26 protein-coding genes and 1 other RNA gene are annotated in these 25,325 nt (G+C 55.7%); 25 read left to right on the top strand and 2 right to left on the bottom strand.

Annotation, left to right across the window (positions count from 1 at the left end; translation table 11 throughout):
• Positions 1-185 precede the first annotated feature (185 nt).
• The 10 genes from ABGT73_RS05905 (at position 186) to ABGT73_RS05860 (ending at position 9,875) form a co-directional block, all read left to right on the top strand.
• Positions 186-1,733 carry a DUF3794 domain-containing protein gene (locus ABGT73_RS05905; RefSeq protein ID WP_346668877.1) on the top strand — a complete coding sequence of 516 codons (1,548 nt, stop codon included), beginning with the start codon at positions 186-188 and terminating at the stop codon, positions 1,731-1,733.
• Positions 1,734-1,746: 13 nt separating this feature from the next.
• Positions 1,747-3,222 (top strand): stage IV sporulation protein A, encoded by a 1,476-nt coding sequence (gene spoIVA / locus ABGT73_RS05900; RefSeq protein ID WP_346668876.1) that lies wholly within the window; start codon positions 1,747-1,749, stop codon positions 3,220-3,222.
• A 19-nt stretch (positions 3,223-3,241) separates the two neighbouring features.
• Positions 3,242-3,451, top strand: coding sequence for a hypothetical protein (locus ABGT73_RS05895; protein ID WP_346668875.1), 210 nt, complete (start codon positions 3,242-3,244; stop codon positions 3,449-3,451).
• The gene (locus ABGT73_RS05890) at positions 3,448-3,699 is read left to right on the top strand and encodes a pro-sigmaK processing inhibitor BofA family protein (protein WP_346668874.1); all 252 of its coding nucleotides are present in this window, start codon (positions 3,448-3,450) and stop codon (positions 3,697-3,699) included. The genes ABGT73_RS05895 and ABGT73_RS05890 overlap by 4 nt, the downstream gene beginning before the upstream one ends.
• A gap of 42 nt (positions 3,700-3,741) precedes the next feature.
• An RNA gene (rnpB, locus tag ABGT73_RS05885) (RNase P RNA component class A) lies at positions 3,742-4,084 on the top strand.
• 147 nt (positions 4,085-4,231) lie between these two features.
• Positions 4,232-5,131, top strand: coding sequence for an RluA family pseudouridine synthase (locus tag ABGT73_RS05880; RefSeq protein WP_346668873.1), 900 nt, complete (start codon positions 4,232-4,234; stop codon positions 5,129-5,131).
• A 67-nt stretch (positions 5,132-5,198) separates the two neighbouring features.
• Positions 5,199-7,049, top strand: a complete 1,851-nt coding sequence (locus ABGT73_RS05875) for a peptidoglycan DD-metalloendopeptidase family protein (protein WP_346668872.1) — start codon at positions 5,199-5,201, stop codon at positions 7,047-7,049.
• A 180-nt stretch (positions 7,050-7,229) separates the two neighbouring features.
• The gene (locus ABGT73_RS05870) at positions 7,230-8,513 is read left to right on the top strand and encodes a UDP-N-acetylglucosamine 1-carboxyvinyltransferase (protein WP_346668871.1); all 1,284 of its coding nucleotides are present in this window, start codon (positions 7,230-7,232) and stop codon (positions 8,511-8,513) included.
• A 69-nt stretch (positions 8,514-8,582) separates the two neighbouring features.
• On the top strand, positions 8,583-9,374 hold the full coding sequence (locus ABGT73_RS05865) for an MBL fold metallo-hydrolase (RefSeq protein ID WP_346668870.1): 792 nt from the start codon (positions 8,583-8,585) through the stop codon (positions 9,372-9,374).
• A gap of 15 nt (positions 9,375-9,389) precedes the next feature.
• Positions 9,390-9,875 carry a 23S rRNA (pseudouridine(1915)-N(3))-methyltransferase RlmH gene (locus ABGT73_RS05860; protein WP_346668869.1) on the top strand — a complete coding sequence of 162 codons (486 nt, stop codon included), beginning with the start codon at positions 9,390-9,392 and terminating at the stop codon, positions 9,873-9,875.
• A 46-nt stretch (positions 9,876-9,921) separates the two neighbouring features.
• Here the strand turns inward: ABGT73_RS05860 and ABGT73_RS05855 are convergent, their stop codons facing one another.
• Positions 9,922-11,445, bottom strand: a complete 1,524-nt coding sequence (locus ABGT73_RS05855) for a 4Fe-4S dicluster domain-containing protein (protein ID WP_346668868.1) — start codon at positions 11,443-11,445, stop codon at positions 9,922-9,924.
• 191 nt (positions 11,446-11,636) lie between these two features.
• Positions 11,637-12,938 carry a tRNA (N(6)-L-threonylcarbamoyladenosine(37)-C(2))-methylthiotransferase MtaB gene (gene mtaB / locus ABGT73_RS05850; RefSeq protein WP_346668867.1) on the bottom strand — a complete coding sequence of 434 codons (1,302 nt, stop codon included), beginning with the start codon at positions 12,936-12,938 and terminating at the stop codon, positions 11,637-11,639.
• Between the two features lie 137 nt (positions 12,939-13,075).
• Between mtaB and ABGT73_RS05845 the strand changes: the two genes are divergently transcribed.
• The 15 genes from ABGT73_RS05845 (at position 13,076) to atpA (ending at position 25,309) form a co-directional block, all read left to right on the top strand.
• Entirely contained in the window at positions 13,076-14,293 is a 1,218-nt protein-coding gene (locus tag ABGT73_RS05845; protein WP_346668866.1) for a D-alanyl-D-alanine carboxypeptidase family protein, read from the top strand.
• A 110-nt stretch (positions 14,294-14,403) separates the two neighbouring features.
• Complete coding sequence (locus ABGT73_RS05840; RefSeq protein WP_346668865.1) at positions 14,404-15,738, top strand: glucose-6-phosphate isomerase; 1,335 nt, start codon at positions 14,404-14,406, stop codon at positions 15,736-15,738.
• 48 nt (positions 15,739-15,786) lie between these two features.
• Positions 15,787-16,191, top strand: coding sequence for a hypothetical protein (locus tag ABGT73_RS05835; RefSeq protein ID WP_346668864.1), 405 nt, complete (start codon positions 15,787-15,789; stop codon positions 16,189-16,191).
• A gap of 160 nt (positions 16,192-16,351) precedes the next feature.
• Entirely contained in the window at positions 16,352-16,852 is a 501-nt protein-coding gene (locus tag ABGT73_RS05830; protein WP_346668863.1) for a YceD family protein, read from the top strand.
• A 24-nt stretch (positions 16,853-16,876) separates the two neighbouring features.
• Positions 16,877-17,062: a 50S ribosomal protein L32 gene (gene rpmF / locus ABGT73_RS05825; RefSeq protein WP_007046791.1), complete on the top strand. Its 186-nt coding sequence runs from the start codon at positions 16,877-16,879 to the stop codon at positions 17,060-17,062.
• A gap of 72 nt (positions 17,063-17,134) precedes the next feature.
• Positions 17,135-18,472, top strand: a complete 1,338-nt coding sequence (locus ABGT73_RS05820) for a DUF512 domain-containing protein (protein ID WP_346668862.1) — start codon at positions 17,135-17,137, stop codon at positions 18,470-18,472.
• Positions 18,473-18,484: 12 nt separating this feature from the next.
• Positions 18,485-19,828, top strand: a complete 1,344-nt coding sequence (der, locus tag ABGT73_RS05815; RefSeq protein WP_346668861.1) for a ribosome biogenesis GTPase Der — start codon at positions 18,485-18,487, stop codon at positions 19,826-19,828.
• A gap of 7 nt (positions 19,829-19,835) precedes the next feature.
• On the top strand, positions 19,836-20,498 hold the full coding sequence (gene plsY / locus ABGT73_RS05810; RefSeq protein ID WP_346668860.1) for a glycerol-3-phosphate 1-O-acyltransferase PlsY: 663 nt from the start codon (positions 19,836-19,838) through the stop codon (positions 20,496-20,498).
• Between the two features lie 337 nt (positions 20,499-20,835).
• A complete protein-coding gene (locus ABGT73_RS05805) occupies positions 20,836-21,105 on the top strand; it encodes an AtpZ/AtpI family protein (RefSeq protein WP_346668859.1) in 270 nt (89 codons plus the stop codon).
• A gap of 20 nt (positions 21,106-21,125) precedes the next feature.
• Positions 21,126-21,542, top strand: a complete 417-nt coding sequence (locus ABGT73_RS05800; protein WP_346668858.1) for an ATP synthase subunit I — start codon at positions 21,126-21,128, stop codon at positions 21,540-21,542.
• Positions 21,539-22,402: a FoF1 ATP synthase subunit a gene (locus ABGT73_RS05795; protein ID WP_346668857.1), complete on the top strand. Its 864-nt coding sequence runs from the start codon at positions 21,539-21,541 to the stop codon at positions 22,400-22,402. The genes ABGT73_RS05800 and ABGT73_RS05795 overlap by 4 nt, the downstream gene beginning before the upstream one ends.
• Positions 22,403-22,431: 29 nt before the next feature.
• Positions 22,432-22,671, top strand: a complete 240-nt coding sequence (gene atpE / locus ABGT73_RS05790; RefSeq protein ID WP_040917654.1) for an ATP synthase F0 subunit C — start codon at positions 22,432-22,434, stop codon at positions 22,669-22,671.
• 34 nt (positions 22,672-22,705) lie between these two features.
• Entirely contained in the window at positions 22,706-23,212 is a 507-nt protein-coding gene (atpF, locus tag ABGT73_RS05785) for a F0F1 ATP synthase subunit B (RefSeq protein WP_346668856.1), read from the top strand.
• Positions 23,209-23,745: an ATP synthase F1 subunit delta gene (atpH, locus tag ABGT73_RS05780; RefSeq protein ID WP_346668855.1), complete on the top strand. Its 537-nt coding sequence runs from the start codon at positions 23,209-23,211 to the stop codon at positions 23,743-23,745. Before atpF ends, atpH begins: the two co-directional genes overlap by 4 nt.
• A 43-nt stretch (positions 23,746-23,788) precedes the next feature.
• Entirely contained in the window at positions 23,789-25,309 is a 1,521-nt protein-coding gene (gene atpA / locus ABGT73_RS05775) for a F0F1 ATP synthase subunit alpha (RefSeq protein ID WP_346668854.1), read from the top strand.
• Positions 25,310-25,325: the final 16 nt, after the last annotated feature.

Here is a 25,325-nt window from a genome sequence, read left to right as displayed (position 1 = left end):
TGTATGCCATGCATGTGGTTGTGGTGCGCTGCCCGCGCGCGCTGCGCTGGTTGCTTCGTGCAGCGTTCAAAGTCTGAAACCTTTTTTGCAATACCCCTGCCCTATGGCAGGGGTTATTTTTTTGCCCTGCCGCATATACATGCACCAGACAGCAACCAAGCGATGAATGGAAAGGGGCAATACACATGGAACTCAAGGTGTTTAAAGACACCATAGCTGCCTATGGAGGCCGTTGGGAAACACGGCTGGAACTGCCGGTGGAAACAGAGATCCTGATCCCGGATTATCTGCCGGCCGTGTTCAAGATCGTAAAATGCCTGATCGAACCGGTGGTTCTGCAAAACCAGGTGACATCGGGCCGCTGGCATGTGGAAGGGTATCTTCGCTGTACCGTCTATTATCAGAGCGAAGAACCCGGCTGCCGATTGTACCGTACGGAACAGAAATTTGCATTTGAAAAGTCGGCCGAGCTCCCGGAGGGCTCCAGCGCAGAAGGCCCCGCCCAGATCTGGGGAGAAACAGAATACTGCAATTGCAGGGCCGTCAGTGAGCACCGCATTGATCTGAGAGGTGCCTACATTCTGTGCGGAGCGGCGGTACTTCGTAAGGAATGTGAACTGCTGACCTCGCTGGCAGACTGCGGCATTGAGCAGCGCACAAGAGAGCTGGATGGACTGCAGCGGGTTTGCGCCGAAGAAAAAACGCTTACCGCCGAAACTACCCTGCAGATTCCTGATGCAGGTGAAGCCGTATTGGATATCACAGGCTGTTTCTCCTTGACCGGCATCACAATGCAAACGGGCCAGGCCAGTGTACAGGGCACTTTGCAGATGCAGGTATGTTACCAGGCGGCAGATTCTGAAGAACTGGAAGTGCGGCAAAAGGAAATTCCCGTACAGCAGACCGTTGAGCTGGCGGGAGCCTCAGAAGAAGATACCTGTATTGCCTGGGGACGGGTTCAGGCCTGCACGCTCACGGCGGCGGATGCAAGCGGCGAATCGGCCCTGAACGTTTCCTGGAAGCTGCACCTGGAGGCGTGGCACAGGGCGGTTTGTACGGTGGTGGCGGATGCCTACTCGACGGTCTGCCAGACGCAGACGGTGCAGACGGTCTGCAAGCTGCTGGATACGGCAACGGATCTGCAGGGGAAAATTGATGTCGTCCTGGAGGATGACCTGCCGGATCCGCAGGTCACCGTCAAAGGATGTTTTGTCAGCCTGGGGGCGGCTGTTCCGGTGCAGGAACAAAAAGAAGGCGGTTCAGCTATCTCTCTGCAGGGAAAGGGAACGGCCCATGTCTTTTGCGCGGATGTGCGCGGGGAACTGACCTGCTATGATAAACCGTTTACCTGGCAGACCCAGCAAAGCTGGCCCGGAGAGACCGCAGATGCGGTGGCCTGTATGGGGGCTTGTGTGTCCAAAGTATCCAGTTCCAAAATCGGAGGGCGGCTCCGTGTGGAATTGGAAATTTCCACCCAGGGTATGCTACTGCAGGCGGTGAACTGTGAAGCACTGTGCGAAGTGGAGCTGGGTGAAGAGTACGCGGAGGGCAAGGATGGCCCGGCCCTGTATATTTACTATGCCCAGGCAGGGGAACGGATCTTTGACATTGCTAAACGCTACCATGCGCGGGCAAAGGAACTTGTGGAGGCAAATCGGTTGGATACGGATGGCCAGGCCCCTCAGGATCTGGCCACGGGAACAGCGTGTCTGCTGATTCCGGCGGCGCTGTAAAGGAGGAACGACTGTGACCCAGGAACAAATCTACCAGAACATTGCACAGCGTACCGGCGGGGATATCTACCTTGGCGTGGTGGGACCGGTGCGCAGCGGCAAGAGCACGTTCATCAAGCGGTTCTCCGAACTGATGCTGCTGCCGCATATTCAGAACGAGGCGCTGCGGGCCCGAGCCAACGATGAATTGCCTCAATCTGCGGCCGGGCGCACCATCATGACCACCGAGCCCAAGTTCATCCCGGAAAAAGCCGTGAATATTGAGTTGTCCGGCGGCGGCAGTTTCCGTGCCCGCCTGATTGACTGTGTGGGTTACATGGTCGAGGGAGCGTTGGGGCATGAAGAAAACGATGCACCGCGCCTGGTTAAAAGCCCCTGGTATGACCATGAGGTGCCCTTCGACCTGGCGGCCGAGACGGGAACCCGCCGGGTGATCCGGGAGCATGCCACGGTGGGCGTGGTGGTTACCACTGACGGTTCGGTGGCGGACCTGCCGAGGGAAGCCTATCAGGAGGCGGAACAGCGGATTGTGGCGGAGCTGGATACCATCGGCAAGCCCTACATCATTTTGCTGAACTGCGCCGAGCCGGAGTCTGACGATGCACAGCAGCTGGCCGCCCGCATGACAGACTGGTATCACCACACGGTATTTCCCATCAACTGTCTGACAATGACGGCGGAGACAGTGGACCGGCTGCTGCAAAAACTGCTGTATGAATTCCCGGTGCGGGAAATTGCCGTGCAGATGCCGAGCTGGGTGACGATGCTGGAGCCGGGACACTGGCTGCAAAGTGCCGTGTATACGGCGATGCTGAACTACGCAGAAACCGTCCATAAGATGGGGGATGTGGCAGGACAGCGGCCGCAGCTGGATTGCGAATATATTGTGAGTACTGCACTCACGGGAATGGACCTGGCCACCGGCAGTGTGCGTATCAACGCGGGTATCGCGCCGGATATCTTCTACCGTATCCTGGGCGAGCAGACCGGCCTGGAGATTGTGGATGAGGCCAGCCTGTTGCCCTGTGTTGTGAGTCTGGCACGAGCCAAAAGAGCCTATGACAAAATCAAATCGGCGCTGGATCAGGTAGAGGCGACAGGCTACGGCATTGTCATGCCGGGAATCGATGAACTGACCCTGGAAGAGCCGGAGATTGTGCGGCAAGGGGGACAATATGGTGTACGGTTGTCGGCCAGCGCCCCCAGTTTGCATATCATGCGTGCCAACATCCATACGGAACTTTCGCCCACAGTGGGCAGTGAACAGCAGGGGGAGGAACTGATCAAAAGCCTGCTGGCGGATTTTGAAACAGACCCCGGCAAACTGTGGAGTACCAATATCTTTGGAAAAAGTCTCAATGAACTGGTCAGCGAGGGCGTGCAGGCCAAACTGCTGCACATGCCGCAGGAGGCGAGAAACCGTCTGCAGGTGACACTGGAGCGGATCATCAATGAAGGTTGTGACGGACTGATCTGTATTTTGCTGTGAGATGGGGGAGAGGCCTGTGTTGAAACGAATGACCCGACAGGAAAAGGAGCGACGCGCGGCACAGGAGGAACTCAAGGAAACAATGCAGGCACTGCGCGCCAACGAGGCAGCTTTTGGAGAGGCGCAGGACCCGTTTTACATTGAACAGCTGACCTATCAGCATGCAGCCCTGATGTGCCGGTGCCGTGCCCTGCTGCGTCTGCTGCGTGCGGGAGGTGAAGATCCATGACCAATTGGTGGCTGGCAGGTGCCGGGGCTGCTCTGGTGGTGATTGGCCGCTGCGCTGCCCGCCAGCGCCACCCTGTCAGGGCCCTGTTGAGTGGTGCACTCTGCGGTCTGGGGGCTCTGGCGGTGCTGGCTCTGCTGGAGCCGGTCACAGGGGTTGTGCTTCCGCTGAACCGCTTTACAGGTTTTGTCTGTGTGGTGTTGGGAGTGCCTGGCGTCATTGTGCTGCTGCTCTTGCAACTGCTCTTATGACACTTGCCAAGGATGGAATTTTATGCTATACTAAGCCGAAAACGAGTGGAACATACGGCGGCGGGACAGTTCGCAAGAACTGCCTGAGGAAAGTCCGGGCTTCACAGAGGCATGGCAACTGCTAACGGCAGCCGGGGGTGACCCCAGGGATAGTGCAACAGAAAGAAACCGCCGCGTTTTTACGCGGTAAGGATGGAAAGGCGAGGTAAGAGCTCACCAGCGCACTGGCGACTTTGCGGCTATGTAAACCCTGCTTGAAGCAACATCCGTATGGGACATTATGCGGAGCCTCGCGCGTCCCGGTGATGGCGTGAGCCTTGCGGCGACGCAAGGCCAAGATAGATCGTCGTTTGATACAGAACCCGGCTTACGGTCCAGTCGTTTTTATTGAACGTTCCGGCATACCCGCAGCGTTACGGCGCGGGTGTGCCGCTTTTTGTTGTTTCTGGATGCCCAAACATTGGGTTTGCATCACCGAAGCCTTTGTGCTATAATGACCCTATATGGGTACAAAAGGAGGACGCACGGGATAATGGAACTGCGTTATGTCGTGCCACCTGAGTCCGAAGGCATGCGCCTGGGAATTTTCTTGCGTACCTGCGGCGTGACCGCCGGGCTGATCAAGTCAGTCAAGCACGTGGGGCAGGGCTTTTTTGCCGATGGACGGTCGATACATACCGATCAGATCGTTCATGCCGGTCAATGGATCACCTTTGCTTTGCCGCCGGAACCTGCTACCAGCGTGACGCCACAGCCGATTCCTTTATCCATTGTATTTGAGGATGAATTTGCCGCGGTGCTGAACAAGCCTGCCGGTCTGGCAGTCCATCCCACCTTGAATTATCCGGACCATACTCTGGCCAATGGCTGGATATATTATCTGAAGAGCCAGGGAAAAAGTGGTGTGTTCCGTCCCGTCAACCGGATCGATAAAAATACCAGCGGCCTTGTGCTGTGCGCACAGAATGCTTTTGCTGCTCCGCTTCTGGCAGGGCAGGTGTCCAAATGTTATCTGGCAATCGTGCAAGGGTCCCTGCCGCTGGGACCGGGGCGGGTGGAGGCACCTATAGGCAGACGAGGCGATTCCATTATCGGCCGCTGTGTAACGTCCGACGGCAAGTACAGCCTGACAGAGTACACGGTACTGGCCGCAAGTTCCGATTATAGCCTGGTGGCGTGCAGGCCCTGCACAGGAAGGACGCATCAGATCCGCGTGCACATGGCGTACATTGGTCATCCGCTGGCGGGGGATACCCTCTACGGCGGGACTGCGCAGCGGATCGGGCGGCATGCCCTGCACTGCGGTGTGATGCATTTCGTTCATCCGGTCACCCGGGAGACGATTCGGGTATCCTGCCCGATGCCATCGGATATGGAAGCGTTGGCGCAGGCTGAACATCTGCTTGACGGATGGTCGCTGGAGCAGTTCTGAACTTATCGATCCGGACGCAATCGCCTAGTCTTGACCACGTTCTGACGCGGAAAGGAGACCCCGTACATTGAATTCCACCCAGACTGATAAACAACCCAATCAGAAAAAGAAAAGCGGTCTGTCGCAGCGTCTGGACGACTGGCGCTGCAAGCGGACGGTGCGTTCCATGCACCGCAAAAAAAAGAGGGACAAGCGTCGCCGCCATATGTCGGGCATATTTGAAAAAATTCCTTATGCGTATATCGTCGGCGATTTCTTGTACATGGTCGGTTTTTGGGCCGAGTATGCAGGCGTCTGTGCCTGGCGGAAGCTGCGCGGTATTGTGGGGGCTATCGCGGCAACCATCGGGAACCTGTTGCTGCTGATCGTGCGACCGTTTGTGCTGGGAATCCTCACCTTTGTGGAGGACCTGACCAGCCCCTTCACAAGGATGGCTTCCGGCCTTCGCCACATCCGTGAACTTCCGAATCAGCTGGAGGAAGAGGATGCCGGGCAGATCCGCGCGGCCAAGATGCAGTATTTCCGGCGTGGTGTGAAGAAATACTACCCCATCGTCTGGAACGCGATCACTTACTTCCTGCCGGCGCTGGCAGCTGCCGCACTGGTTGTGGTTGTCCGCAACGGGCTCAACCTGCGGTTTGTACTGAACGTTCAGGTGAACGGTGAGAGCGTAGGCTATGTGGCAAACGAACAGGTCTTTGAAAATGCCCGCGACGATGTTCAGTCCCGTATCAACACCGCCAAGAGTATGCTTGTGGAGAGTGGCGCAAATGTGCCGGATACCCAGTGGGATGTGTCACCGACCTATACACTGGCTATTTCCGGCCAGACGATGACCGAGAGCGAAATCGCCAACGCCATTCTGCGCACAGCCAGCGATGAGATTATCGATGCCACCGCTGTGTACATTGATGGCGAACTGCGGTTTGTTACCACCGAGGGCGATCATCTTCGGGCTTACCTGGAAAGCATCAAGGAGCCGTATGAGGATCCCACCGATTCCTCTGTGTATACGGCCTTTGCCCATGAGATCCGCTTGATGGATGGCGTGTATCTGAATGAGTCCATCAGTTCTTATTCGGATATCATCAACGAACTGAACGCCGGGTCCGGAATCAAGACCTATACGGCGGTGGACGGCGATACGGTGCAGAGCATTGTGGATGCCACCGGTGTTTCTTTTGATTCTCTGGCGCAGATGAACCCCCAGCTGCTGTCGCTGGATCAGGAAGTGGATGCCGGTACCGAACTTATTACCGGCGCGGCTTCGGCGGAATTGCTCAAAGTCAAAGTGGTACGCCGGGAAACGGAAACGGTGGCCATTCCCTTTGAGACGCAGAATTCGGATTCTTCGGAGTATGATTTCGGCAAGGTTGTAACGCTTCAGGATGGCGAGGACGGTTCGGAGGATGTCACCTACGAAGTCACCATGATTGATGGCGTTGTCACGGATCGGCAGGCAATTTCCTATACGGTAACCAAGGCGGCGGTCCCGGAAATCACCGTGACCGGCACACGGCTGAAGAGCGGTATGGTCGCCCAGATCGGCTCGGGCAGCTTTATCTGGCCGGTGCCCAATTACACCTACGTGAGCCGCTGGATGAGCAGCGGACACCGTGGCGCGGATATCTGTGCCGCCTACGGAACCACAATTATTGCGTCGGATTCCGGCACGGTCGTGGCGGCAGGCTGGCATTATTCCTACGGCAACTACGTGGAAATTGACCATGGCAACGGCTATAAGACACTGTACGGACACATGTCTGCCATTTCGGTTACCCAGGGCCAGGCAGTCGCACAGGGCGATAAGATCGGCGAAGTGGGTTCCACCGGCAACTCGACCGGTAACCATTGCCACTTTGAAATGTTTTATAACGGCAGCCTGTTCAGTGCCCAGACCCTGTTCCCCAATATGTAAGCCCGCTTAAAAAAGTGGCTGTACACCGTAGAATGCTGGCTATTTTTCACAAAGTTTTTGCATTCATAATGAGGAACGCTTTTCAAATAGCGTGCGATGGTGTATAATAAAGCAAAGTGTGCAAAGGTATGCTGACGGATATATTGTCCTGTCGGTGTATCGCACAAAGGAGAGCTACATTTGGAAAAATTTGTGATCCGCGGGGGAAACCCGCTGCATGGTGATGTGAACATCGGCGGTGCCAAAAACGCTGCGGTGGCCATTTTGCCTGCCACGATTTTGGCTGCAGATAAATGCTTGATTGAAAATTTGCCCTGTATCAGCGATGTGATGGCTTCGCTCCAGATTCTCAGTGAGTTGGGAGCCAGCATCCGTATGGTCAGTCGCAGTACCTATGAAATCGATACCACCCATATCGACTGCACTGAAGTGTCCAACGAACTGTCCCGACAGATGCGTGCCAGCTATTATTTCCTTGGGGCTTTGCTGGGCCGTTTCGGGACCGGTCAGGTCGCCATGCCGGGCGGCTGTAATCTGGGGCCGCGCCCCATCGATCAGCATCTGAAAGCGTTCACCGCTTTCGGTGCGGATGATTCGGTGGAATACGGTCAGATTCACGTCAAGGCTGACAAACTGGTGGGCGCCCATGTTTTCTTTGATACGGTTTCGGTGGGCGCCACGATGAATGCCATGCTGGCCGCTGTGCTGGCAGAAGGCACGACCATCCTCGAAAATGTGGCGCGCGAGCCGCATATTGTGGACCTAGCCAATTTCCTTAATATGATGGGGGCTGATGTGCATGGCGCCGGCACCGATGTGATCAAAATCCATGGTGTCAAAAGTTTGCATGGCTGCAATTATGCCATCATTCCCGACCAGATTGAGGCTGGCAGTTACATGGTCGCCGCAGCAATCACCAAAGGTGATGTGATGCTGCACAATATTATCCCCAAGCATCTGGAACCCATCACCGCCAAATTGCGGGCGGCGGGTTGTTCCATCCAGGAGTATGATGACGCTCTGCGGATCACCCGCACCGGTACGCTGAAACCGCTGAAGGTCAAGACGATGCCGCATCCCGGTTTTCCCACCGATATGCAGCCGCTGATGACAGCGCTGCTTACGTTGGCGGAAGGTACTTCCATTGTTACAGAAGGGATCTGGGAAAATCGGTTCCGCTATGTGGATGAACTGATTCACATGGGGGCCAACATTCAGGTGGATGGACAGGTCGCCGTCATTGAAGGTGTGAAAGAACTGCGTCCTGCACCGCTGCGGGCAACCGACCTCCGTGCCGGTGCCGCGATGGTGGTGGCTGCTTTGGCTGCCAAAGGCGTGAGCGAGATCGACGAGACAATCCATATTGAACGCGGTTATGAAAACATCGTGGAGAAGCTGCAACTCCTGGGAGCGGATATCCGCCGTGTGGAGATTCCGGCGAATGCCATTACCCGCGCTATCTGATCAAGGCCAGTGGGCCGCCCGACGGCGGCCCACTTTTTATGGCCGTATAGTAAAAAGGAAAATACTTCTATGGCTTTATTTACCACTCTGTATTCAGGATCTTCCGGCAATTGTGGCCTAATCCTGCAGGACCGTACGTATCTTCTGGTGGATATGGGCAAGAGCTGCCGGACCACTCTGTCTGCCTTGCGCAAACTGGACCTGACCATCGGAGACTGCGCCGGTATTCTGATTACGCATGAACACTCCGATCATGTTGCCGGGCTGGACACCTTTCTCAAAAAATATCCTGTGCCCGTGTACGCGCGCGCAGACACATTGGATGTCCTGGAATCACGGGGCACTTTGCCGCCGGCGGTGGAGTGCAATACTGTGGACGGCGGTCAGACCATGGATGTGGGACCGTTCCGTGTGACAGCTTTTCCCACCAGTCATGACGTGCCCTGCTGCGGGTATAGGATTGTGACACCTGACCAGCATCGTATGGCTATCGCCACAGACCTGGGCGTTCTTACACCGGTGGTGGAGGATAACCTTATGGGGTGTGACCTTGTGGCGCTGGAAGCCAATTATGACGCCTTCAGCCTTCATGGCGGGCCCTATCCCTACTATCTGAAAAAACGTATTGCCAGCGACCGCGGGCATCTGGATAACAAAGCGTGCGCGGCGGCGATTCTGGACCTGATCCAGGAAGGCTGCAAGAAATTTGCCCTTTGCCATCTGAGCCAGACCAACAACTCTCCGGAACTGGCGCTGACCACCGTGTATAACGTGCTGCTTGCAGCCGGTATTCAGCCTGGACGTGACGTGGTTGTGCAGGCACAGACGCGCAATGACATCAGTCCTTTCCTGGAGTTCTAAGGCAGGGGGCAGAGTATGCAGAATATAGATTTGATTTGCATCGGAAAACTCAATGCCAGCTATTTCGCGGCCGGGGTGGCAGACTATCAGAAACGGCTGGGAGGCTTTTGCAATTTCCGCATTGTAGAACTCCCGGAAGTAACCATCGCGGACAAAAATGCGAGCGAAAAGCAGATTGCCAAGGCCTTGGAGAAAGAGGGCGAGGCCATTTTGCATGCGGTCCGCAAAGGCGCCTACCTGGTAGCGCTTTGCGTGGAAGGCAAACAGATCTCCAGTGAGGAACTGGCGGAACTTTTGGCGCAGCGTGCGGGCAGCGGTGCAGGCGATGTGGCCTTTGTGATAGGCTCCTCACACGGCTTGGATGAGCGCGTTAAGCGGGCTGCACAGGCAAGAATCAGCTTGGGACGCATCACGCTGCCGCATCAGCTGGCGCGCCTTGTGATGACTGAGCAGCTGTATCGTGCCTGCACCATCAACGCGGGTATGAAATATCATAAATAAAAAAGAAGTCCTGCGCTTTACGCGCAGGACTTCTTTTGTTACGCAATCAATACTTGAGCAGGCTGATGGAGTCCTTGTACGGAGTCTCCGTGGAGTTCTTCATCTTTGCTTCGTTCTTGTACTTGTTCAGCATCGCCGCACTCTTGGCAGGATCGGCCAACGTACCGGCACCGGCAATGCAGCCGCCCGGGCAGGCCATGCCTTCCAGCAGATAGCCGTTGTACTTGCCGGCTTTCGCCATCATCATCATCTTGCGGCAGTCTGCCAGACCCTGTGCACTGACTACCTTTACCTCGCGGTCAGGATCCATCTTCTTGATGGCGTTGACCACGGCCTGGGCAACGCCACCCGATGCAGCGAAGCCACGACCGTCGGCACTGGCGCTCTGGAAAGAATCCTCCGGGTTATCGGGCAGGAAATCGAAGTTGACCTCCTTGGCCTCAAACAGACCCATCAACTCTTCGAAGGTCAGGACAAAGTCCACCTCACTGCGCACCGACCGGCGGCTGGCTTCCAGCTTTTTGGCGGAGCAGGGACCGACGAAGCAGATGCGCACATCCGGGTGTTCTTTCTTGATCAGACGGGCGGTCAGCACCATGGGGGTCATCGTCATGCTGATGCAATCGGCATACTCAGGGAAGAGCTTCTTGGCCATAACACTCCAGGCCGGGCAGCAGGAAGTGCCCATGAAGGGGTGCTTGGAGGGGACTTCTTCCATGAAGTCGTTGGCCTCATCGATGGTGCACAGGTCGGCGCCGATAGCAACTTCTTCCACGTCACAGAAGCCCAGCATCCGCATGCCTTCCTTCAGTTTGGAGGGAGTCATGCCGGGGAACTGATTGATAAAAGCGGGAGCCACGATGGCGACTACCTTGTCGCCGCGCTTGATGGACTGAACCAGCTGGAAGATCTGGCCCTTGTCCACAATGGCGCCGAACGGGCAGTTGACCAGGCACATGCCGCAGGAGACACACTTGTCGTAGTCGATGTCCGCGCGTCCGTACTGGTCGGAATGGATGGCGCCCATGCCGCAGGCAGCGGCGCAGGGCCGTTCGGTTTTGACGATCGCGCTGTACGGGCAGCTGTTGACACAGCGGCCACACTTCACACAGAGGCTCTGGTCAATATGGCTCTTGCCATTGCGGAAGCTGATGGCGTGCTTGGGGCAAACCTCCTGGCAGGGATGAGCCAGACAGCCCTGGCACATGCCTGTAACCTTGATGATCTTTTCAGGGCAGCGGTTGCAGGCGAACTTGATGACGTTGATCAGCGGCGGTTCATAGTACTTGTCCGCGATGACACTGTGCTCCAGACCTTCCGTGGCCGGAACACTTTCGTCCAGGGGACGCAGCGAAAGGCCCATGGCCAGACGAATACGCTCCGAGATGATCGCTCTCTCCAGGAAGATGCTGCTGCGCAGAGAGCCTTCCTCGCCGGGAATGATCTTGTAGGGCAGTTCACGCAGCAGATGTGCGTAGTCGGACATTTCATTGACTTCGTACGCCATGCGTGCGACTTCGGTGAACACCTTGCGACGGATATCCGTGACGGGGGTGTAAATACCTCTCATTGTGATTGCTCCTTTTTGTTTGCTCCGATTTCTCCCAATCATGGTGGCGGGGCGGGGACAACCGCTCCTGTTAAAATTTTACCAAAAAGGCGGTCGTTTGGCAAGGGCCCGGACAACAAAAAACAGGGAAAATATAAATTATTTTCCCTGCATACGGATGAATCTTTATTTGATATGGTAATGGCGGACTGTTATCGAGTGAGTTCCGCACGGCTGCGCTTGCCATCCCAGGAGCCCAGTGTCACTTTGACAATATCCCCGGTATGGTATCCGGGCGCTGTGACCAGTACCGGCAGGTACTGCTTGGTGTAGCCAGTGAACAGGGTGGCGGACAGCGGCGTCTCCAGCAGCACCTCGGCAATACGGCCCTGCATCCGGGTGGCCTCCTCGGCGCGGACTGCTTCCACAGCGGCGGTCATACGATGGCTGCGGTCTTCTTTTTCGTGCTCCGGAATCTGGTCGGGAAAATCAAAGGCGGGAGTGCCCTCGCGGCGGGAATAGGGGAATACGTGGACTTTCAGAAAGCGCTGCCCAGTGACAAAGGCCATGCTTGCCTCAAAATCCTCCTCGGTCTCTCCCGGGAAACCTACAATCACGTCGGTGGTGAAGCTGACATTTTCCGGGCCGAAGGCGCGGCGGAGCTTATCGGCAATCTCGGCAAACTGGGCTGTGGTATAGGGGCGCCGCATGGCCCGCAACGTTTTGTCACAACCGCTTTGCAGGCTCAGATGGAACTGGGGGCAGAGCTTTTTCACCCGGGAAAGACGCAGTATATCCTCGTCATGCAGCATATCGGGGTCCAGGCTGCCCAGGCGCAACCGTTCCACGCCCGGGACCGCTGCGGCTTTCTCCACAAGCTCCACAAGGCTGGTGCCGTTGTCTGTACCGTAACTGGGCAGGCTGATGGCAGTCAGGACGATCTCCTTGTAACCGGCGTCGGTCAGGCGATGCAGTTCTTCCAGAATGCTGGCTTCCGCACGGCTGCGCACCGGGCCGCGGGCGCGGGGAATGACACAATAGGCGCAGCGCCGGTTACAGCCGTCTTCCACCTTGACAAACGCACGGGTATGCTCGGCAAATTTGTCCATGGGAAGCTCTTCAAAACGTTCGCCTTTTACGTGCGGGCGAATATCCACCACACGCTCCTGCTCGCCGCTGAGTACGGCTTGCACGTCCTGCAGGATCGAACGGCGGTTGCCGGATCCCGTGACTACGTCAGCTTCCGCGATGGCGGCGGCTTCCTTGGGAAAGGCCTGCGGATAGCAGCCGGTCAACACCGTGACGGCACCGGGATTCTCCCGCTTGGCACGCCGCAGCCATTTCCGGCTTTTCTGGTCGCCGAAGTTAGTTACGGTACAGCTGTTGACCACATAGACATCCGCCGGCTCCTCATTGGGAACAACGGTATAGCCGCTTTCTTCAAACAGTTGTGCCAGTGCACCGGTTTCGTTCTGATTTACCTTGCAGCCCAAGGTGTAAAATGTTGCCCGCATGGTGATGGTTCCTTTACAATCAAAAGTGTTCAATAGCGCCACTATTATAATGGAAACGGCATAAAAGCGCAATACTAAAACCGAAACGCCTCGCATAGCCTTAAACAAAGTCAATTGGCAGCGGGGGTGTTGTTGCGATGAAAAAGCGGACCGTGACCATACTTTTGTGCCTGGCACTGGTGCTGTTCTCGGTGCTGCGGGCATACGCCGAAACGGAGTCGGCCGAGACGGTTCCGGCAGAAAATCAGCCGGCTGTGCAGGCGATCACACCGGCAGGAACCCGTGATTTTGATCTGCCGTGTCAGGCGGCGATCCTGGTGGATGAGGATTCCGGTACGGTGCTGTACGAAAAAAATGCGGATGAACAGCGGCCCATTGCCTCCATCACCAAGGTGATGACCCTGCTTCTGACATTCCAGGCACTGGAAGAGGGGAAAATCCATCTGGATGATGTGGTACCTGTCAGCGAACATGCCTACAGCATGGGCGGCAGTCAGATCTGGCTGGAACCGGGCGAACAGATGACGCTCAACGATATGCTCAAGGCCATCTGTGTGTCCAGCGCCAACGATGCCGCTGTGGCGGTGGCGGAATTTGTAGGGGGCAGCGAGCCTGCCTTCGTGCAGATGATGAATGAGGGGGCAGCAGAACTGGGCATGACCTCCACCCATTTTGAAAATGCCTGCGGACTGGACCAGGAGGGGCATCTTTCCAGCGCGCGGGATGTGGCAATCATGAGCCGCGAAATGCTGCTCCACCACACAGAGGTGAGGGATTATTGCTCTATCTGGACCGATACGCTGCGGGACGGTGCCACACAGCTTGTCAATACGAACAAACTGCTGAAGAGTTACTCGGGAATTACAGGGCTCAAGACCGGGACGACCAGCAAGGCGGGGGTATGTATTTCGGCCAGCGCCGAGCGCAACGGCTTGCGGCTGATTGCTGTGGTTCTTGGGTCTGCATCCGGAAAGGAACGTTTTGAGGCCGCAACGACCTTGCTGGATTACGGTTTTGCCAACTACGAAAATGTGACGGCCGAACTGCCCGCCGACGCACCGCAGGCGCTGCCGGTAACCCGCGGAACATCTGAAGCCGTCACGCTGCAATACGAAGCTCCGCAGAAATGCCTTGTGCCCAAAGGACAGGGCGAACAACTGCATGTGGAAGTGGAATTGCCCCAGACACTGCAGGCCCCTGTCGCTGCAGGCACGCCGGTGGGAACGGTACACTGGAAAAGCGGCGAAACCGATTTGCAAACATTTTCCATTACAGCGGCGCAGGACGTAGAGGCGTTGAGTTTTGGGTATTGTTTCGGGCTTTTGGCGCAGAGTCTTGCCTTATCTGCTGTCTAATTTGTGCAATCTTCATGAAAAAGTCGAAAAAAATACTGGACATTTGCTTGACAATACCGACGCAAAACGGTATCATGAAGACAATCAAAACATAAAGGAGGGGCATAAAGATGGCTGTTAAATTCAATGGCAAACATCTGGCAAAGTTCATTCGTCCCGAGGAATATGAGGCAATTTATCCGCAGGTCGAGCTGGCCCATAAGCAACTGGAAACCAAAACCGGATTCGGTAATGATTTCCTGGGCTGGCTTGACCTGCCTGTTACTTATGACAAGGAAGAGTTTGCCCGTATCAAGGCAGCGGCGGAAAAGATCCGTTCGGATTCCGACGTGCTGCTGGTGGCGGGCATCGGCGGGTCCTATCTGGGCGCCCGTGCCGTGGTGGAGGCCGTCCGTGGCCTGTACCACAATGAACTGGATGACGGGCTGAAGATTTACTTCTGCGGCAATACCATCTCGCCCACGGCGCTGAATGATATCATCAAGCTGACCAAGGGCAAACGGTTCTCCATCAACGTCATCTCCAAGTCCGGCACGACCACCGAGACGGCGCTGGCGTTCCGCGTGCTGCGTAAGCTGCTGGAAGATTCTGTTGGTCCCGAAGAGGCCAACAAGCGCATTTACGCCACCACCGACCGTGCCAGGGGTACCCTGAAGCAGCTGGCCAATGAACAGGGCTGGCCGACCTTTGTGGTGCCGGACGATGTGGGCGGACGGTATTCCGTTTTGACCGCCGTGGGCCTTTTGCCCATTGCCTGTGCCGGCATTGATATCGACGAACTGATGCAGGGCGCCGCTGACGGCCGTGAAAAGTTCGGCAAGTGCAGCATGGATAACGACGCGTATCGCTATGCCATGACCCGCAATATCCTGTACCGCAAGGGTAAGAGTGTGGAGACGCTGGCTTGCTTTGAGCCGGACTTCACGATGATGAATGAATGGTATAAACAGCTGTTCGGCGAGAGCGAGGGCAAGGACCAGAAGGGCCTGATGCCCACTTCCTGCATCTTCTCCACGGATCTGCATTCCATGGGCCAGTTCCTGCAGGACGGCAGCCGCGTGATGTTCGAGACCTACGTGGACGTGAAGAACACCCGGGAGGATTTCTACATCGAGCCGCTGGAAGGCAATTTCGATGGTCTGAACTTCCTGGCTGAGCAGAATATGAGTGTGGTCAACCGCAAGGCGATGGAAGGCACGATCCTGGCCCATACCGATGGCGGTGTGCCCCTGGGCATCATTGAAGTGGATGCGCTGAATGCTCACGATGTGGGCGAGTTGATCTACTTCTTCTGGAAAGCCTGCGCAGTGTCCGGCTATCTGTTGTCCGTGAATCCCTTCGACCAGCCCGGCGTGGAAAGCTACAAGAAGAATATGTTCGCGCTGCTGGGCAAGCCCGGTTATGAGGACCGCAAGGCGGAACTGGAAGCCAAATTGCAGGACTGATGGAAACTCGCGCCGTGAGGCGCCTACGGATAAAGGAGGTACCCCCTTATGCTGAAACTGATTGTTGGAACCAAAGGCTCTGGGAAGACCAAGACCATGATTGACATGATCGACAAGGCGACCAAGACCACTTCCGGCAACATCGTGGTGATCGAAAAGTGCATGAAGCTCACCACCGAAATCAATCACGCCGCCCGCCTGGTGGATGTGGACGAGTATGGCGTCGTCGGTGCCGATATGCTGTACGGCTTTGTGGCCGGTGTGCTGGCTGGCAACTATGATATCACCGAACTGTTCATCGACGGCATCCTTCGGATCATCGATCACGATCTGGAAGCTGCGGACAAGGTTCTGAAGGCCATTGACAAGATTACCGAGAACATCGAGGTCGTGGTTACGGTTTCTGCCAATGCGGACGAGCTGCCTCAGGATCTGAAAAAGTACGTGATCTGAGCATAAACGACCCATCGTGGAAGAGGACAGGGCGGGGAAGTGGCTTTCCCGCCCTGTTTTTTGCGAAAAAAGCGAAAAAAATCGCAACTTTTTGCGGTTTTCTTGTTGACAAGCCCCTGCCACTTGTGTATACTATTTAAGCAACCTTTTGAGGTGTACTATGCAATTTGATCTGCGATCCTTTCTGGAAAACGCCAGAGTGCCTTATAAAGTGCATTTCCTGGCGGATCTTTCACAGGCAGACTTTGGCGGCTACACGCTGGCCGCTCCGGCAGAGTGCGATTTTTCGGCAACGCCCACCGCTGATGGCGCGGCGTTGCTGTTGTGTGTAAAGGCGCAAATCCACGCCGAGTGTGCACGTTGTCTGGAGCCGATTCAAAGAGAGTATGCATTTGAGCGGGAATACAACGTTCGGATGCGGGATGTGGAAGATCCTGATTTTGAATTGCCCTGCCAGGAAAAAGGCTGTCTCGACCTCGAAGAACTGGTCTTTCAGGAACTGATTTTTGAGGTCCCCACGGTGCTGCTTTGCAGTCCCGATTGTCAAGGCCTATGCCCCATCTGCGGCAAGAAGAAGGCGGCAGGATGTACCTGCCAACCGGCAGACAATGCTGCCCCTGCAGATGCACGGCTTAGCATATTAAAACAACTGCTCAGTTGAATTTCACCAAGGAGGTGTCCGATTATGGCTATCGTACCCAAGAGAAAGCATTCTCAAGCCCGCCGCGACAAACGTCGCTCTAATGTCTGGAAACTGGAGGCGCCGACGCTGGTGAAGTGCCCGCAGTGTGGCGAACTGAAGGTTCCCCATAAGGTTTGCGGCAAGTGTGGCTACTACAAAGGCCAGGAAGTCATCAAGAAGGAAGCGTAAGCTTCTTGCTAGGGGAGGGCGATGCCTTCCCCATTTTTATTACAGCAGACTGCAGGAGAGGAGGCCGGAACCATGGCATTGTATGTGACTTCAGTGGATGAAAATTCGCCGGCCCGGAAACTGGGCATCGGGGAGGGCTGTGCTTTGCTTGCCATTGACGGGCATCCCCTTGGCGACGCACTGGATTATCAGTTCTATACCACGCCGGCACAGTTTTCTCTGGAAGTCTGTGAGCAGGAACAGCATAAGATATTGCAGGTCAGAAAAGGGGAGTACGAACCGTTCGGCTGCAATTTCAAAACCTATCTGGGAGACGAAAAGCACAGCTGCGCCAACCATTGCATGTTCTGCTTTATCGACCAGCTGCCGCCCGGTATGCGGGAACCGCTGTATTTTAAAGATGATGACGAGCGACTTTCTTTCCTGTTTGGCAACTATATTACCTTGACCAACCTGAGCGACCGGGAGATTGATCGCATTATCGAGATGCACATCAGCCCCATCTTTGTTTCGGTGCACACCACCAATCCGCAGCTGCGCATTCGGATGCTCGCCAACAAGCGCGGCGGAGAGGTGCTGAAATATCTTCCCAAACTGGCAGCCGGAGGCATTGACCTGAACTGTCAGCTGGTATTGTGCCGCGGTATCAATGACGGCGACGAGCTGCGCCGGACGCTGGATGATCTGCTCGCCCTGCGGCCTCAGGTGGGAAGCATTGCGGTGGTGCCGGCCGGTGTGACGGCCTATCGCAAAGGCCTGTTCAAGCTGCAGGCCTACGACCAGGCCTCTGCTGCGGAAACGCTGGCGATTCTGGAGGAATACAGTTACCGCTGCCGCGAGGAGTACGGCCGCAGCATTGTATACCCCAGCGACGAATGGTATCTGACGGCCGGACGGGAACTGCCCGCGGCAGAATTCTATGATGACTTTGCGCAGCTGGAAGATGGCGTGGGCATGTGGCGGCTCTATCACGATACCTTCCTGGAAGAACTGGAAAACTACCCCGGCCTGGTACTGCCCCACAGCATGGATGTGGTGACCGGCACCCTGGCCGGACCGCTGATTGAACAGTCGGTCCGGGCGCTGATGCAAAAATACCCCCAGGTGAAGATCAAGGTGCATCAGATCCGCAATGACTATTTTGGCGGCAATGTGAGTGTGGCCGGGCTTGTCACGGGCACGGATATCATCCGGCAGTGCAAGGGCAACTTGCAGAGTGATCTGCTGGCTGTTCCGGAAGTGATGCTCCGGGATGAGAAGGACCGCTTCCTGGATGATATCACGCTGCCGCAGCTCTCCGAGGCGCTGGGCTGCCGTACGATTTCGATTCCGACCGACGGCGCAGGCTGCTGCAAGGCCTGCCTGAGCGCCCATAAACGTATCCGAAGATTCAAACGAGGACCCAACTAAGGAGGGGTGGACATGGCAAAACCGATCGTTGCCATCGTGGGACGTCCCAATGTGGGCAAATCCACGATTTTCAATAAGCTGACCGGCCAGCGCCTGGCCATCGTGGAGGACACGCCGGGTGTGACCCGGGACCGCATTTTCTGTGATTGTGAGTGGTGCGGTAACAAGTTTTTGCTGGTGGACACCGGCGGTATCGAACCGCGCATTGATGACGGTTTGCTGGCGCACATGCGGGAGCAGGCGCAGATCGCCATTGATTCGGCGGATTGCATCATCATGGTCACCGAACTGACCAATGGTGTGACCCCGCAGGATCAGGATATTGCCGGCATGCTGATGCGCAGCGGAAAACCGGTGGTGCTTGCCGTCAACAAGTGCGACAAGATCGGCGAACCGCCGATGGAACTCTATGACTTTTATTCGCTGGGCCTGGGAGAAATCATTCCGGTTTCCGGCGTACACGGCCACGGCACCGGCGATTTGCTGGATGCCGTCTGTGCCCATCTGGACTTCGGCCAGGAAGACGAAGAGGATGATGACCGTATTACCGTGGCGGTCATCGGTCGTCCCAATGTGGGCAAGTCCAGCCTGATCAACCATATTCTGGGCGAGAACCGCTTGATCGTGGCCAACGAGGCCGGTACGACGCGGGATGCCATCGATACCCTGGTGGAGAACAAATACGGCAAGTTTGTGTTCACGGATACCGCCGGTCTTCGCAAGAAGGGCAAGGTGGAGAGCGGGGTAGAGCGCTACAGCGTTCTGCGCAGCCTGGCGGCGGTGGAACGCAGCCGCGTATGTGTGATCATGATCGATGCCACGGTGGGCTTTACCGAACAGGATTCCAAGGTGGCCGGATACGCCCATGAGCAGGGAAAGGCATGCATCATTGCGGTCAATAAGTGGGATGCGGTGGAGAAGGACAGCTACACCATGGATACCATGCGCAAGCAGCTGGAGGAAGATTTCAGCTTTATGTCCTACGCCCCCATTGTGTTTATCAGTGCCAAGACCGGCCAGCGTGTGGACAAGCTGTTTGAGACGATTCACTTCGTGGACATCCAGAACGGCACCCGCATCCCCACCGGCGCCCTCAACGAAATGCTGGCACGTGCCACCGCCAAGGTGCAGCCGCCCTCGGACAAAGGCAAGCGCCTGAAGGTCTTCTATATTACCCAGACCTCCACCCGCCCGCCGACGTTTGTCTGCTTTGTCAACCAGAAGGCACTGTTTCATTTTTCGTATCAGCGCTATCTGGAAAACCAGATTCGGGAAACATTTGGCCTTACCGGCACGCCCATCCGCATGATTTCGCGGGAGCACGGCGACGGTGCGGTGAAAGCAGGAAAGGTGTGAGGGTTTCATGGTACTTCATGTGATTGCGGCTTGTGTACTGGCGGCTCTGGCAGGATATCTGCTGGGCAGCATCCTGTTTGGGGTGCTGGTCTCCAAAGCAATGTTCAATGAGGATGTCCGTACCCACGGAAGCGGTAATGCGGGTATGACCAACGTTCTGCGCACCTACGGCAAATTGCCGGCGGTGTTTACCATTATCGGAGACGTGGGCAAGAGCGTGGCGGCGGCCAGCCTGGGACGTCTGTTGTTTGCTTCCCTGATCGGAAACGACGCACTTCTTGCGCCGGTGTGTGGCGCGTATCTGGCGGCGATTTTCTGCATGATTGGCCACAGCCGGCCGCTGTATTTCGGCTTCAAGGGCGGAAAATGCGTGCTGGTCGGCGCCGGAGCGGCACTGTCCATCAGTCCTGTTGTCTGTGGCATTCTGTTGCTGGTGTTCCTTGTCCAGTTTGCTTTTTCCCACATTGTTTCTTTGGGGAGCATCATGGTGGCGGCCCTGTTTCCGGTCGTGACACTGATTTATTGGTTGGTATGCGGCGCCAATGTACCTACCGTGATCTTCAATACTCTATGCTGTGTGATCATGGCGACCATGGTGATCTGGCTGCACCGGTCCAACATTGAACGGCTGAAAAACGGCACCGAATACCGTTTCGGCTCCAAAAAATAAAAGTGATTATGGCAATGTAGTGGTATGGGTTTCAACCCATATCACTTTTTTCTTTTGGGCAAGGCGGCCATAACTCTGCCATCCTTGAAAAGATGCTGCAGATATTTTGAATGATTCCGGGCCCTTGATTCCACACTATACATTGCAATGAGAAGTTCCCGTTATGCGCAGCATGTGAAAAAAGGTCATACTTTGGTCGATGAAATGGCGGATTGGATGATTCAATCTATTCATAGTGAACAAAAATTATAAAACACAGACGAAAGAAACTGTTAAAAAATAAACACCGCTGGTGTATACTATAGCCGTTGAGCGATCTTACGGGGCAGGAGGGGACATGAAAGATCTGTACGATATAACCAGGCATCTGGTATGGCTTACACAGTTCGGTCTTTCTGTCTGCGTACCGCCGGTACTATTGGTAGCCGTTTCTGTTTGGCTGCAAAAGGCTTTTGCGCTCGGGGGATGGATCGTAGCGGTTGGCGTGATTCTGGGGATACTGGGCGCGGTGAGCAGCTTGCGCTATTCCCTGAAGGCCATCGAACGGCAGGGGCGTACCCCTGAAAAAAAGAATCCGCCACCGGTATCGTTCAATCACCACGGTTAATGGAAAGGAGATATCCTCGCATGCAAAAGCACAGGGACATCCTGCATCAGGTGACGCGGCTGACGATTGCCATGATCATCTGTGTGGGAATCATGCTGGGAATCTATGCGCTGCTGGGAATCTTCACAAGGTCGGTCCTGGTGGGCGCTGTCGTGGGACTGCTTTTGTCCATCGGCAATTTTGTGTCGTTGAGCATCACGGTCTCCAATGCGCTGGACCGCGCGGCACGCGACAATGACCCGCAGAGAGCCCAGCTCTCCATTCAGACATCCAGTGTGATTCGGCTGATGGTTCTTGCTGCCATTTATATTTTGCTGTTCCGTGTGAAACTGTGCGACCCCATTGCGGCGTTGCTGCCTTTGCTGTTGGCGCAGGGCGTACTCAAACTGGTGGAGTTCTTCCGCAATGACAAGGAAGGCGGTGGAGCGGCCCTATGACTGGCCCGAAAATTTATTTTACCATCCCATTGTTCGGCGGCATACCGATTACGCAGACGGTAGTTTCTTCTTTTCTTGTGATGGTGTGCCTGTGTATCGTGGGCATCTTGCTGGGAAGAAATCTGCAGAAGCGGCCTTCCCGCCGTCAGGTGCTGGTGGAGAAGGGCGTATCCATGCTCTACGGCATGGTGGAAGATACCATGGGCAAACACAACTCCTATTGGACGCCTTATATCGGCGCTTTGTTCCTCTCTTCCATCTTCGGTTCGTATATCGGCATGACGGGAATTTTCCGTTCCGCCACGGCGGATCTGTCCACCACCGTTACCTGGGCACTGATGACCAGCTTCCTCTGTTGGGGATGCTCCATCAAAGCCAACGGCGTGCTGGGATGGCTGAAAGGATTTACCGAGCCGATTGTGGTCATGACGCCCATGAATCTGGTATCGGAGATTGCCCAGCCCATTTCCATGGCGTTCCGTCATTTCGGTAACATTGCCGGCGGCAGTGTCCTGACCAGCCTGGTGTACTCGGCGCTGGCCACCGCTTCGGCTGCGTTGCTGGGGCTGGTGGGAAAGAATATCTTTGTTTCCGCTCTTGTGCTGGTGATCGGTGCGTGGCTGCTGGCAAGCGGCCTTCGCGGAAAAAAGATGGCGCGAAAAATCTTCGGAATTGTCTTTATCGTCACAGGGGTCCTGGCGTTATTGGGCCTGGGTGGCGTGCCGTATCTGGAAGTCGGCATTCCCGGTATTCTGAGCCTTTATTTTGATGTCTTTTCCGGCGGGGTTCAGGCCCTTGTCTTCAGTTTGCTGACGATGGTGTATGTGGGTAATGCATGCCCGCCGCCGGAAGAAGCCTGATTTGTACTTTATTACAGGAGGAAACCTTTATGGAAGCTGCAATTGTAAAAGCCGCCTGCGCGATCGGAGCGGGTATCGCCATCGGATTCGGAGCCATCGGCCCGGCAATCGGTGAAGGCAACGCCGTTGGCAAGGCGCTGGAGGGCATGTCCCGTCAACCGGAAATGACCAACGTACTGCGTACCAACATGATCCTGGGCTGCGCCATTACCGAGTCTACCGGTATCTATTCGCTGGTTATCTCTCTTTTGCTCCTCTTCGTGTTCTGAAATCATGTGGAGACAGCGAAAGGAGGGATGACCTGTGACGGGGTTTGAGAGCTTCGTCGGCGTGAATCCATGGACTGCGCTTTTTACGTTCTGCAATATGCTCATCACCTTTGCGGTTCTGCGCCATTTTCTGTTCAAGCCGGTCAAACAAATGATCGATGACCGGCAGCAGGAAATCGATACCATGTATGCCGAAGCAGCACAGGCCAAGCAAAAGGCTGCGGAGCTGGAAAAAGAGTACCAGGCCCATCTGATGAGCATCAAGGCTGAGCAGGAAGCCATGCTTCGGGAGGCCGCCGCCCGCGCGCATAAGCGTGAGGAGGAAATCGTAGATGCAGCCCGGACGGAAGCGCAGGCGCTGCGTAACGCTGCTGAAACAGAAATGGCGCAGGAACGCAAGAAGGCAGTCAATGAACTGAAAAATGAGATCGGCGGCATGGCGGTGGAAATCGCCAGCAAGGCGGTTGAGCGCGAAATCCATGCGGCGGACCATCAGGCGTTGATTGATGAATTCATCCGGAATGTGGGGGATGCCTCGTGACCGAACAGGCAAAGCGTTATGGCAGCAGCCTGTATGAACTGGCGGCAGAAGAATCTCTGACGGACGTTATCCTGCAGGAGCTGACTGTTGCTGCTTCCTGCTGCCGGCAGGAGCCTTCCTATCTGCGTCTGCTGCAAACGCCCAGCATCCCCAAACGGGAGCGCTGCGCCTTGCTGGACAAGGCGTTTGAAGGAATGCACCCGTATACAATCAACTTCTTAAAGGTGTTATGCGAGGCTGATCTGATCGGGGAACTTTCCGGCTGCCTGGACGCCTATCGGCAACAATACAATGAAGCGCATGGTATCCTGGAAGCCACTGTGACATCGGCGATCCCGTTGTCCGAACCGGAGCGGGAGAAACTGCTTGTTGCCCTGCAGGCAAAAACTGGAAAGACCATAGAACTGACGGAAAAGATCGATCCTGAGGTCTTGGCCGGGCTGCGCCTGGATCTTGCGGGGGAACGTCTGGATGGCACTGTACGGCGCCGTCTGGAGTTGCTGCGCGATGACATTGCCGATGTGGTCCTGTAAAAACATAGCGCCTCATTTTATAGATTGAGTGGTGAAACAAACCGTGCAACTGAAACCCGAACAAATTTCCCGCATCATTCGTTCCCAGATCAAATATTACCAGAACGCTATCGAGCAGTCCGAGACGGGCACTGTCACGATGGTGGGCGACGGTATTGCCCGCGCTTCCGGCCTGGACAACTGTATGGCAGGTGAGTTGGTGCAGTTTGACAGCGGCACCTATGGTATGGCACAGAATCTGGAAGAAAACAGTGTGTCCATTGTTCTGTTGGGCGATGACAGCGGTATCAAGGAAGGCAGCGGCATCCGCCGTACCGGAAAAGTAGTCTCGGTCCCGGTAGGTGAAGGGATGATCGGCCGTGTCGTCAATGCGCTGGGGCAGCCCATCGACGGGAAAGGTCCCATCGAAGCATCCGATTATCGTGCCATTGAATCACCGGCACCGGGCATCATCGACCGTCAGCCGGTCAAACAGCCGCTGCAGACCGGCATCAAGGCCATCGACTCCATGATCCCCATCGGCCGCGGTCAGCGTGAACTGATTATCGGCGACCGCCAGACCGGCAAAACGGTCATTGCCACCGATACGATCATCAACCAGAAGGGCAAGGACGTGCTCTGCATTTACGTGGCCATCGGACAAAAACGATCCACGGTAGCCTCTCTGGTAGAGAACCTGGAAAAGAACGGCGCGATGGCATACACGACGGTGGTTTGCGCCACTGCATCGGAACTGTCTCCGCTTCAGTATATTGCGCCCTATGCAGGCTGTGCCATGGGCGAGTACTTCATGCAAAAAGGCCGCCATGTTCTCATTATTTATGACGATCTTTCCAAGCATGCCGTGGCCTATCGTGCGCTGTCTCTTCTGATTCGGCGTCCGCCCGGACGGGAAGCCTATCCCGGTGACGTATTCTATCTGCACAGCCGTCTGCTGGAGCGCGCTGCCAAGCTCAGCGATGAAAAGGGCGGCGGCTCTTTGACGGCATTGCCCATCATCGAAACGCAGGCCGGCGATGTGGCGGCGTATATCCCGACGAACGTGATTTCCATCACTGACGGCCAGATTTTCCTGGAAACGGAATTGTTCCATGCAGGCATCCGCCCCGCGGTCAACCCGGGCATCTCGGTTTCCCGCGTTGGCGGCAACGCACAGATCAAGGCGATGAAAAAGGTGGCCGGCACCTTGAAACTGATTTATTCGCAGTACCGCGAACTGCAGGGATTTGCACAATTCGGTTCTGACCTGGATGCGGATACCAAAGCACGTCTCGCCCAGGGCGAACGCATTGTGGAGGTCCTCAAACAGGATCGGAACAGTCCGGTGCCTGTAGAAAAACAGGTGGCCATCCTGTATGCAACGGTGCACGGCTACCTGAAGGAAATCGAAGTGCCGAAGATTGCCTCCTATGAGAGGGAACTGTACCAGTATCTGGAGGAAAATGCTGAGGCTGCGGACGTGATGGAAGCAATTCGCACTACGGGTGACCTGAAAGCGGAAACGGAAGCAAAGATGAAGACGGTTTTGTCTGCATTCACGGAAAAGTTTCAGAAAGAAAACTGAGTCATAAAGGGAGGTG

Origin of the sequence: uncultured Subdoligranulum sp., from assembly GCF_963931595.1 — a bacterium.
Taxonomy (GTDB): domain Bacteria; phylum Bacillota; class Clostridia; order Oscillospirales; family Ruminococcaceae; genus Gemmiger.
This window is presented reverse-complemented; position numbering and strand designations above follow the sequence as displayed.